This is a genomic window from Streptomyces carpinensis (assembly GCF_002154505.1).
Classification (GTDB): Bacteria; Actinomycetota; Actinomycetes; order Streptomycetales; family Streptomycetaceae; genus Streptomyces; species Streptomyces carpinensis.
Genome location: NZ_MUBM01000072.1, coordinates 45,510 through 56,555, shown reverse-complemented (window position 1 = coordinate 56,555; position 11,046 = coordinate 45,510). Strand labels below are relative to the sequence as shown.

Below are 11,046 nucleotides of genomic sequence, written 5' to 3'. Positions count from 1 at the left end.
GTCGGGCGGTCGGGCGGTCGGTCAGCGGTTCACGACGTGCCGTTCGTCCGGAACGCAGTGGGTCATGACCAGGCCCTCCACGTTCCGCGGCGGATTCTTGCCCAGGTTGGCCAGACGCTGCTGGTCCTCGTCGGTGAGGGTCTGGTTGTCCAGCGGTTTGAGCCCCGCGACGTCCTCGGGGCCGATCCCGATGCCCTGGCCGACCTTGAGGCCGAGCTCGTTCTCGACCAGCAGGAAGTGCCAGACCATCCCGATTGCGCTCGAGTACCCCCGCCCGGCCTTGGGCGACACACTCCGGACCGTGCCCGGCGGCACGCCGCGTCACCGGGGACGCTCCCCCGGCGAGCCGGCGAGCCGGCGTGCCGCACGCCGCCGACCTCGCCGTCGCGGCCGTGGCCACCATCGATGCGCTCACCCCGCGAGCGCCGCAGAGACCCGGACACCACCCGGGCGGGCTCAAGCACGTCCGTCGATCAAGGGTTTCGAGACAAGGGGGCGGCACGGAAGAGGCTTCGCCGAGAGTGTCGATGACATCGCTCAGCGCATCCACGCCGCCGGGTGGACAGGGATGGCGGCGCCCCGGTGCCGGCGCGGGCTGTCGCCCCGGCACGGCGCCCGCCACATCACCTGCTCGGCGAACCGGGTCCCGACGAGGACCACCCCGGCGAGTGGGCCGACTGCGTCCGTCTCGCGGGTGCCAGGGCACTGTCCAGGGAGCGGCGGCGGGCCTCGTACTCCGCGGCGCGGGCCTCGTCGGCGATCCTGCCCGCATCGGCGAGTAAGGCCAAGGCGTCGGCCAGGCCCTGGGAACCCTGCCGCTGGGTCTGGAGGCGGGCGAGTTCGCGCAGGCAGCTGCGGAGCTGCTCGTAGCGCGGGCCCCGGGCGTGGGCGGCGAGGGCCTGGTCCGCGGCCTCGCGGGCCCGGCCGAACTCGCCGGACTCGGCGAGGAGTACGGCGATCTCCCCGGCGATCACGGCGTGGCTCCCGGGGTCGTCGTCCCAGCCGGCCGACTCGGCCGCGAGGGCGGCGCACTCCCCCGTGGCGGCCTTGAGGTCCTCGCCCGCGTGCAGCGCGCGGGCGCGGGTCAGACGCAGCTGGGCGACGAGCCGGTCGTCCAGATCTCCGGCGGCGACGTCCGGTTCGGCCAGGAGGGAGTCGAGCAGAGCGATGCAGCCCTCTACGCGGCCCAGGTCGAGGCTGAGCTGGGCCGCGTTGGTGTAGGTGCAGAACACGTCCGTCCGGCTGCCGTGGCGCAGTTCCAGCTCCGCGGAGCGCGTCAGGCCGTCACGAAGATCCCGCGGCGCAGCCCCAACTGCAACCCGCACGCAGAACGATTCATACGCTCGGTCCGCCAGGAGTGCACGCGTCCTCGACCTCACCCCATGGCCTCTCAGCCGGAGACACGGGGAGAAGACACCCACCGCGTTGTGTGAGTTCGGCCTGTTCGGAGTGTGTGCCGCCGTCTGCTCACTACGTCACAGCCACCCCCGGCGGGCCGCCATGACGGCGGCCTGGAACCGGGTGGATGCCCCGAGCTCGGTCATCAGGCCGTGGATGCGGCGCTGCGTGGTGCGCGGGCTCCAGCCCTGCGTCCGGGCGATCGCCGCGTCGGTCAGGCCGGAGCTGAGCATGGTCAGCAGGGCCCGACGCTCGGTGTCCACATGTGCGGCCGGCCCCGGATTCGCCGGGACCGTCTCCACCGCGGTGTCGGCGACCCGCGGCGGCGCCGTGGCCCGCAGCGGCACGGCGCGCTCCCACTCCGCTTCGAAGAGCGCCTCCAGGGACACGAGCATCGGTGAGGGATGGATGAGATACGCCGCCGAGTGGCCGCCGGGCGCCAGGCTGAACGGGATGATCGCGGTCTGATCGTCGCTGATCACCAGTTTCAGCGGCAAATCGGCCCGGACCCGTGCCTGTTCGCCGCCGCGCACGCTCGGCAGGATGTCACTGTGCAGCCGGCCGGGCCAGGCCACCGCCGCACGGTTGTAGATCACCCGATGGCTGACGCCGGTACGCTGCCGCTGCGTCTGGGTCTCCAGGTTGGCGCCCGGGCGGTCGATGTACGGGGGGCGGTCGAAGGCGCGTACCTCGCGGCGGGCCCTCGAAGTCAGCCGGTGCACGGCGGCGCTGATGTCCCCCCGGTCGGTGAGGAGTTCCACGGCGATGTCCGGGTGGCTGATCCGGTTCGCCTCCCGGTGTGTCTCCGCCAGCCGCTGCACCAGTGAGCGGGCCGCGTCGAGCTGGTGCTCCCGCTCCTGGATCAGCGCAGTGACGGCGACTTCGGGTGCGGTCGCCGTGAAGCGCGGCGGACGGCCGGCGGCGCGTGTGGCGAGACCGTACTTGACCAATTGCGACAGCAGCCGCCCGGCAGCGGAGGCCGACAGCCCGCATACCCCGCCGAGTTCGGACGCGGTGCAGCGCGGCAGGCCTATGAGGGCGGTGTAGGCATGCTCTGTATCGGCGGTAAGTCCGAGTACGTTAAGTTCCATTCCCTCTTCCGCCCTCGTGTGGCGACACGTCGCCACCTGGCTTACTTCGGCCACTGTCGCAATCTTGTGCTGTCTTGCATGTAGTTGGCATCTTCCCCTGAAAGGGACGTCCTCCCACCCCGATGACGAGCGGGCAGACGTCCCTGACGTGTTGCCCCCCTCGGAAGGTGTCCCTATGCCCCCGCGTCGCCATTCGCCAGGCAGCCGGTTCGCCCGGCTGTCTGTCGCCCTGGCCGTCGTGTCCTCCGCCGTCGCCCTAGCCGTACCGGCCCAGGCCGCGCCGCAACCCGCCGCGATGCCGTCGGCCCGGACGCCGCTCGACGGCACCTCCTCGGGCAGGGCGGTCCCCAAACCGCCGGCCCAGCACCAGGGCGCCGTCCCCGGCCAGGTCCTGGTCACTCTGGACCCGACGACATCGGTGACGGGCCACCAGGTGGCCGGTACCCGGCAGGCAGCCCGTGTCCCGCAGACCAGCAGCCCCGACCTCGACGCCAAGCTGCGGTCGGTCGGTGCCAAGTCCCTGCGCCCGCTGTTCCCCGGCCTGTCGGCGTCGGCCGCCGGCGACCTGACGTCAGCGGCTCGCTCGCGCCTGGGAGACGACGCGGCCGACCTGTCCCGCACCTACGTGCTGCAGACCGGCCGGCGCGACTCGGCAGCCGTGGCGCGGGCCCTGCGGGGCACCCCGGGGGTCTCCTACGCCGAACCCGACCGCTATGTGAACACCATGAACAGCGGTGCCCGGCCGCTGCCTTCGGCGGTGACCAAGGCCGCCAAGACGGTCACCGCCAAGCCGGCCCAGGGCACCGACCCCGCTTCAGTACCGGAGAACTACGGACTGAACACCTCCGCCCAGGCGCTCCTCAACGCCGGCGGCGTCGACGCCGTCGGCGCGTTCTCCCTGCTGGGCCACTACGGGCAGCAGCCGGGCGACGGTGAGACCATCACCAATGTCTCCATCGGCGACCTGACCGACCAGTCGATGGCCGACGGCGGCGACGACTACGTGCGGTCGAACGGCCCCACCACGGTGGTCAGGGACGGCCGGCGCTACCTCGACCTGCCGTCGATGCCGCTGATCCCCACCTACGTCGCCGGCGACGACGGCAGCCTGGACGGCGCCGCGTCCACCGAGAACCAGGACCCCGCGCTGGGCGAGGCCATGCTGGACTTCAGCGTGATGGCCCCGATGGCGCACGACCGGCAGCGCCCTGAGGCGACCGGCAGCGGCTACACCGACCTGCTGGGCATCGCGCCCGGCGCCGACTACCGCCTCGTCGTCCCGCAGCAGCCCACCATCGACCGGATAGCCGGCGCGCTGCTGGCCGCCGCGCACCAGTCGCCCAGGCCCGACGTCATCACCGCGAGCCTCGGCTTCGGCACCGACGCGGAGGGCTTCCCCGGCCGCTACCTGGAGGACGACCCGTTCATCCGGTCGGTCGTCGCCTCCATCGTGCAGCGGGACGGCATCGTGGTGTCGATCTCCTCCAACGACGGCACCCGCCTGTACACCCCCGCCTCCGTCGGCCCCGACGGCGGCAGCACCCCCACCGACCTCGCGCCGGGCGAGAAGTCGGCCACGAACATCGACGACGACGCGGAGTCCACCACCCCGTCGAAGGTGCCCGACAGCGGCGCGATAGCCGTCGGCGGCACCACCCTGGACGACACCCTCGCCCAGGGGGCGGACGGCGCCGCGACCACCGCCGAGACCCGGATCAGCGGCTTCGGCACCTTCTCCTCCGGCTTCGGCACCCGCGTCGACGTGTCGGCGCCCAGCGACAACGTCCTCGCGTTCTCCCACCCCGCCGGAGGCTCCGCGCAGGACGTGTCCGTGTCGCTCAACGGCGGCACGTCCGCGTCCGCGCCGGAGGTCGCCGCCGCGGCGGCCGTCGTCCTGCAAGCCGGCCGGCTCGGCGGGCACAACCTGACTCCGGCCCAGGTCAGGGACGTTCTGAAGCAGACCGGACGGGACGTGCCCACCCCACCGCAGATCGACCGGACGCTGCACGTCGGCCCCCAGATCGACGTCACCGCGGCCACCGAGCGGGCACTGGACCGCCCCGCGGGCACCCCGTCCCTCGTCAGGCTGTCGGTCGCGCACCGGGTCACCATCGGCGGGCTCGGCAGCGACTTCACGGAGACGACCGACCAGGACCGCATCGACCTCGGCGACGCCGCGTCCGGCGGTACCGGGGAGGGCCTGGTGGGACCGGTCACCTTCGCTGGTGACGTGATGGGCCTGGACGGTGAGCACGCCCAGTACACCCTCACCGTCGGATCGACCGTGTTCCGCTCGGACGGCCCGGCGATCCGGGTGACGCCACATCAGCTCCTCGCCGCGGCAGGGCTTCCGGACGTCTCCACCACCGACCGCCGGGTGACGGTCACCTACCGGGTCGCCGTCGACGGCCGCACCCGCGCCACCGCCACCCGCACTCTGACCGTCGGCCCCAGCGACGGCCGGTACGCCGAGGCCACCGCGCCCAAGGCGCCCGCGGTCGTCACCGAGGGGCACCCGGTCACCGTGTCCTACGACCTGACCGGTGTCGAGAACGTCTCTGCACCGCAGTTGGTGGTGTCCGGCGTCGGCCACTGGAACCCGACCCTCGGACCGGTGTTCAGCGCCGCCTGGCACCAGGAGCTCACCGGCACCAAGGGCACCGTCACCGTCCCGGCCGACGCGTTCTCCGGCGGCGGCGGGATCTACGGCATCGGCATCTCGACCTCCGGGTTCGGCGGCATCCCCACGGCCGTCAGGTACGGCGAGTTCGCGCCGGTCCGGGTCGCCGGCGGCACGGCGGCGGACCGTCCGGCCGCGCCGACCCTCACGGGGAAGAACCGCGTCGAGGGCCACACGGCCGAGGTCACCCGGGTCGCACCCGGGTTCGACCTGCACTACGACGTGCGGGGCGTGCACCAGGCCGCGTACGCGGAGGTCGAGTTCTCCGCGCCCGGCCCCACCGTCTACGGCTCGGTCAACACGTTCACCAACGCGGACGGCGACCAGCTCGACAACGACGGCGTGAACACGCCCTCCGTCGTCCACCGGGTCCTGCCGGCCACCTCCGGCTCGCTGCACCTGGACGCCCTGGCGCTCGGCCTGGCCGGCTCCGACAGCTACGGCGTGCGGGTGTTCGCCCTGGACAAGGACCACCACATCGTCGGCCAGGCCTCGCCGTCCTCCACCCTGGCGGTCGACGACGGGCTCGCCCCCGACGGCAGCACCGTGCTGAGCTTCGCGGCGGCCGGCTCCGACTCCGTCGCCGCCCTGCGCACCACCTCGGGCGGTACCGAACTCCGGCGCTACTCCACGGCGACCGGCGACTACGGCGCCGTCATCGCCTCCGACGCCGGCAACGGCTCCGACTACGAGGTGCTGGGCGTGGCAGGGGACGCACACCGCGCCCTCGCGGTGCACCAGGCGGCACCGGGCGGCGATGTGCGGGTGGAGACGTGGAACACCGCCACCGGCACGCTCGTCGGCTCCACCACGCTGAAGGCCGGTCAGTACACGTTCGTCGCCGGCCGGGTCGACGCCGTCCACGACCGGGGAGCGGTGCTGCTGCGCGGCTCCGACAACAGCGACCTCGTCCTGCCCGTCGATCTCGCCACCGGGACCTCCGGCGACCCGATCCCGGCCGACCTGCCTGGTGTGCCCAAGGGCACGTACACCCTGCTGGACTTCGACACGTCATCCGGCGCCGTCTACTTGGCGAAGGGTGCGTCGGCGTTCCTGTGCCTGGGAGGCATGGTCGTGCCCCGGGTGGACTTGACGACCCGAGCCGTCACCGAGGCCGGATCGATGCCCGGGTGCAGTTACGGCTTCGACTCCGACAACCAGGGCCACCTCTACGACCTGTCGGCGACGGCGATCAGCACGAAGATCGTGCCGACGGCGGTGCTGACGGGCCTGGACACGGCCACCGGAGACCAGGACGCGTCGATCACCGTCCGCCAGGGCGCTCCGACGTCGATGGCGATCGACGGCAAGAACAAGATCGCGGTCGTCTCGTACCCCACACCCCCCGGCCAGGCGTACTTCGGCTACCAGCAGCCCCTGGTCCTGGACAGCAACGCCACCAGCCAGCTGGTGATCATCGATCTCGCCTCGGGCACCGTCCTGCGGACCCTCTCCGGGTTCACCGTCGCCGCACACGGCGGGTCCCTGGTCCACGGCGGGCAGATGAACTCCATCCAGCTCGACCCGTCCACCCGGACCGGCTGGACGTACGGCGCGTTCGACTTGCAGGTGCAGCAGTTCAGCTACTGATCCCGGCCGGCACGCGGTGAGGGCCCGGACCCTCTCGGGCGGACGCTCTCGGGTCGATCCCGGCCCGTGCGCGACATCGGCTCCCAAGACCTGGTTGTGGGTCTTGGGAGCCGACGTTGTCGTTTGGGTGTCGATGTCGATGAGCCGAGCAAGGCGGGTGTGATTCCGGCGTGGGCGGCCTTCCGCACGGAGAGTCCGGTGATCCGTGTCAGGGATGGGCAGGGAATGCCGGCGTGAGGCGTCCAATGCGCTGGGACGGCCTATGGCCTTGCGCCCCCAAGCGCAGACGGGTGGCCCGGCCGTCACTGGCCGGGCCACCCGTCCGGTGGCGCCGGGCGGTTCCCGCTGCCCGGTGGCACCGGACGGTTGTTCCTACTGTGCGCCGGCGCCGGAGCCCTCCGGGCAGCCCGCGCCCTCCGTGTTCCCGGCTGTTCCCGTGGGTGCCTTCTCCTGCTCGTCCTTGGAGAACGCCGCCGCGGACGTGCGCAGCGGAACCTCCTTGATCAGCAGGGAGAGCAGGAAGGCGATGACGAGCACTGCGGCGCCGACCAGGAAGGCCACCGAGATCGAGTCGGTGAAGCCGACCTTGAACGGGTGGGCCAGGGTCGAGTCGAGCTTGGCCAGGAAGGAGGTGTCGTTGAGCGCGTCGGTGTTGGTGTCCGTCAGCATCTTCAGCTGGTCCGGGTGGGCCGACGCGGCCTTCTCGAAGGCCGGGGTGTGCTGCGCGGCCCGGAAGGCGTCGGAGATCTTGCCGACCACCAGCGAGTAGACGATGGACAGGAAGACGGCGACGCCGATGGTGCCGCCCATCTGGCGGAAGAAGGTGGCGGACGAGGTCGCCACCCCGATGTCCCGAGGGGAGACCGCGTTCTGCATGGCCAGCACGAGCGTCTGCATGTTCAGACCGAGTCCGGCGCCGACGACGAACATTGCCATGTCGACGTACGCCAGCCCGCTGTCCGCCGACACCCGCCAGAGCATCAGCATGCCCGCGACCAGCAGCACACAGCCGATCACGGGGAAGATCTTGTAGCGCCCGGTGCGCGAGGTGATCTGTCCCGAGACGAGCGACAGCAGCATGATGCCGAGCACCAGAGGCAGCGTCAGCAGGCCTGCCTTCGTGGGGGAGTTGCCCTTGACCAGCTGGAGGTAGAGCGGCAGGAGGGTGATGCCGCCGAACATGCCGATACCGATGATGAACGACTGCGCGGTGCCCACGGCGAACATCCGGTTGCGGAAGAGCCGCAGCGGCAGCAGTGCGTCATTGCCCGCGCGCCGCTCGGCCAGCAGGAACAGCACGATGCCGACGGCGCCGACGATGTACGAGACCAGCGAGCGGCCCGAGCCCCAGCCCCACTCACGACCCTGCTCGGCGACGATGAGCAGCGGGACGAGCGCGATGATCAGCGCCACCGCGCCGAAGTAGTCGATCTTGTGGTCGCGACGCTGGTGGTCGAGGTGGAGCACCTTGGCGACGACGATCAGCGCGGCAATGCCGATCGGCACGTTGATCAGGAAGATCCAGCGCCAGCCGTCGATGCCGGCGACCGTGCCCGCACCGGCGAGCGCGCCGCCGATGACCGGGCCGAGCACGCTGGACGTACCGAAGACGGCCATGAAGTAGCCCTGGTACTTGGCGCGCTCACGCGGCGGGATGATGTCGCCGATGATGGCGAGCGCCAGCGAGAACAGGCCACCGGCGCCGATGCCCTGGAAGGCGCGGAACGCGGCGAGCATGTACATCGACGTGGACAGCGTGCACAGCATCGAGCCGAGCACGAACACGGATATCGCGAACATGAAGAACGGCTTGCGCCCGTACTGGTCGGACAGCTTGCCGTAGAGCGGCGTAGCGATGGTCGAGGTGATCAGGAACGCGGTGGTGACCCAGGCCTGCGCGGTGAGCCCGTGCAGACTCTCACCGATCTTGTAGATGGCAGTGGAGACCACGGTCTGGTCCAGCGCCGCGAGGAACATGCCCAGCAGCAGGCCCGAAAGGATCACCAGGATCTCGCGGTGGGAGTATCCGCTCGGCACGGCCTGCCCTGAGGCGCCTGCTTCTGCGGGGGCCGACGCGGAGTCGGCGTTGGACGTCATGCGTGTGATTCCTTTCGGGTCGCCGGGTGGGTCCGGTTCCGGTCCTGGCCGGCGAGCACGTTCTTCTTGTATATGAAGGCGTCGTCGAGGAGCCGTTCGAGCAAGGCGGCCAGTTGCTCCATGTCCCCGTCGTCCCAGTCGCTCAGCATCTGCTCGTAGTGCCTGCCACGCTCTTCCTTGCGGGCGTCGACCACCGCGCGCCCCCGGTCCGTCGCGGTGAGGACGCTGGCCCGTCCGTCGATCGCGTCCGCGCGCCGTTCGAGGAAGCCGCCCCGGACGAGTTGCGAGACATGCCTGCTCGCCGTGGACGGGTCGGACTGCACGGCCTTGGCCAGTTCCGTCACCCGCACCGGGCCGCGTGCCACCACCTCGGCGAGGAGCAGCAGAGCCGCCCAGTCCACGTCGTGGCGGGCGCGGTCGATCATGTATTGGCGCGTCTTGAGGAACGTGTGCGTGAGCCGTTCCACGGCCTCGGCGAGATGCGCCGCGCCGCTCCGCCGCTCGAAGACGCCGGGGGTGTCCGCGGCGCCACGGGGTGACCCGGACCCCGCCGATATGGCCGACATTTCGGTCATACTCCTGCATCTTCGATTGGTTGCGGCACGCAACTGCATGCGCCGCGCAAGCATATCCCGCGAAAACCACACGTTCGAACGATTACCGAGGAGGCAGACGGGTAGGTGCTTTCATTTCGGGCTCCACCCGGCCCTCATGGCATGGTCTTCGGGCTCATACGGTCGCCGTGGGCTTCTTCGTCGTCCGCGACATGCCAGGTGTCTCCCGCCCGGTTCGGCTGGATGCGTCCTTCGCCCGAGGGTCGCCCACTGCTAGCGTCGGGGCGAACGGGGAGACGGGGGCAGGCGATGGCGGCAGCAGAGGTGATCGATCTGATCGCGATGGGCGAGGACTTCGTCCGCGATCCGTATCCGGTTTACGCGGCGCTGCGCAAGCGCGGGCCGGTGCACAAGGTGCGGATCCCGGAGGGTGCGGAGGCCTGGCTTGTCGTCGGGTACGAGGCCGGCCGGGCCGCGCTCGTCGATCCTCGGTTGTCCAAGCAGTGGAAGAACGCCTCGCCCTCCTTTCCGATCTCCAGTCCGGCCGCGGGGCCGCACATGCTCAACTCCGACCCACCGGACCATGAGCGGCTGCGCAAGCTCGTCGTCCGCGAGTTCACTCCGCGCCGGATCGAGCGGCTCGCGCCACGTGTGCGGCAGATCACCGACGAGTTGCTCGACGCGATGACGGCGCTTCCCGAAGGGCGGGCCGATCTCGTCGAGGCACTCTCGTTCCCGCTGCCGATCTCGGTGATCTGCGAGCTGCTCGGCGTCCCGATGCTGGACCGGGCCGCCTTCCGCGCCTGGACCAGCACGATCCTCACCGACCCGGACCCGCAGGCGCGGCTGGCGGCGACGGGTGAGACGTCCGCGTACCTCGCCGACTTGCTGGAGCGCAAGCGCCGGGCCCCGGGCCAGGACCTGATGAGCGCCCTGATCCGCACCACCGACGAGGACGGCGACCGGCTGTCCGCGGACGAACTGCGCGGTACCGCCTGGCTGCTGCTGGTCGCTGGACATGAAACCACGGTCAATCTGATATCCAACGGCGTACTGGCCCTGCTGACCCATCCCGACCAACTCGCCTTACTGCGCGAGGACATGACGCTCATCGACAACGCGGTCGAGGAGATGCTGCGCTACGACGGGCCGGTGGAAACGCCGACGTTCAGGTTCACCACAGAGCCGGTCGAGATCGGCACCACAGTCATCCCCGGAGGAGGTGAGCTGGTCCTCGTCGCCCTCGCGGACGCGAACCACGACCCGGCACGCTTCCCCGACCCCGACCGCTTCGACATCCGGAGGCCCGCAGGCGGTCATGTCGCCTTCGGCCACGGCATCCACTACTGCCTCGGCGCGCCGCTCGCTCGCCTGGAGGCCCGGATCGCGATCCGTGCCCTGCTGGAACGCTGCCCCGGCCTCGCCCTCGACGCCCACCCGGCCGCCCTGACCTGGCGCCAGGGCATGCTCATCCGCGGCCCGCGTCAGCTGCCGGTCCGGTGGAATTCCTGACCTTGTGCTTGCCGAGTACCTCATCGGTGCGGTCATGCCACATGCGTGTCCTCGTGGAGGACGCCCCCGCACCCGCCACCTCGCAGCACTGCGCCCCGCCGATCAAGAGATCGGCGGGGCGCAG

The 11,046-nt window shown here is 71.0% G+C and carries 5 protein-coding genes and 2 pseudogenes; 2 read left to right on the top strand and 5 right to left on the bottom strand.

Translation table 11 applies throughout. The features are described 5' to 3' along the window. Positions 1–21: 21 nt before the first annotated feature. The 3 genes and pseudogenes from BZY54_RS10355 to BZY54_RS10345 form a co-directional block, all read right to left on the bottom strand. A pseudogene (locus tag BZY54_RS10355) lies at positions 22–249 on the bottom strand (catalase); the annotation flags it as partial. Between the two features lie 446 nt (positions 250–695). Then, positions 696–1,280: pseudogene (locus BZY54_RS10350) on the bottom strand (hypothetical protein); the annotation flags it as partial. Positions 1,281–1,475: 195 nt separating this feature from the next. After that, positions 1,476–2,489 carry a helix-turn-helix domain-containing protein gene (locus BZY54_RS10345; protein WP_086724772.1) on the bottom strand — a complete coding sequence of 338 codons (1,014 nt, stop codon included), beginning with the start codon at positions 2,487–2,489 and terminating at the stop codon, positions 1,476–1,478. A 175-nt stretch (positions 2,490–2,664) separates the two neighbouring features. On the opposite strand from BZY54_RS10345, the gene BZY54_RS10340 reads away from it, so the two are divergent. Beyond that, positions 2,665–6,759, top strand: a complete 4,095-nt coding sequence (locus BZY54_RS10340) for a S8 family serine peptidase (protein ID WP_086724770.1) — start codon at positions 2,665–2,667, stop codon at positions 6,757–6,759. A 372-nt stretch (positions 6,760–7,131) separates the two neighbouring features. Here the strand turns inward: BZY54_RS10340 and BZY54_RS10335 are convergent, their stop codons facing one another. Next, complete coding sequence (locus BZY54_RS10335) at positions 7,132–8,856, bottom strand: MDR family MFS transporter (protein WP_086724767.1); 1,725 nt, start codon at positions 8,854–8,856, stop codon at positions 7,132–7,134. Beyond that, positions 8,853–9,431 (bottom strand): MarR family winged helix-turn-helix transcriptional regulator, encoded by a 579-nt coding sequence (locus BZY54_RS10330; RefSeq protein WP_208640611.1) that lies wholly within the window; start codon positions 9,429–9,431, stop codon positions 8,853–8,855. The genes BZY54_RS10335 and BZY54_RS10330 overlap by 4 nt, the downstream gene beginning before the upstream one ends. A 288-nt stretch (positions 9,432–9,719) precedes the next feature. On the opposite strand from BZY54_RS10330, the gene BZY54_RS10325 reads away from it, so the two are divergent. Beyond that, complete coding sequence (locus BZY54_RS10325) at positions 9,720–10,922, top strand: cytochrome P450 family protein (protein WP_086724766.1); 1,203 nt, start codon at positions 9,720–9,722, stop codon at positions 10,920–10,922. Positions 10,923–11,046 lie beyond the last annotated feature (124 nt).

Coding starts and splice junctions, on each gene's coding strand:
- BZY54_RS10345 (WP_086724772.1), bottom strand. CDS start 2,489: ATGGAACTTAACGTACTCGGACTTACCGCCGATACAGAGCATGCCTAC.
- BZY54_RS10330 (WP_208640611.1), bottom strand. CDS start 9,431: ATGACCGAAATGTCGGCCATATCGGCGGGGTCCGGGTCACCCCGTGGC.
- BZY54_RS10340 (WP_086724770.1), top strand. CDS start 2,665: ATGCCCCCGCGTCGCCATTCGCCAGGCAGCCGGTTCGCCCGGCTGTCT.
- BZY54_RS10325 (WP_086724766.1), top strand. CDS start 9,720: ATGGCGGCAGCAGAGGTGATCGATCTGATCGCGATGGGCGAGGACTTC.
- BZY54_RS10335 (WP_086724767.1), bottom strand. CDS start 8,856: ATGACGTCCAACGCCGACTCCGCGTCGGCCCCCGCAGAAGCAGGCGCC.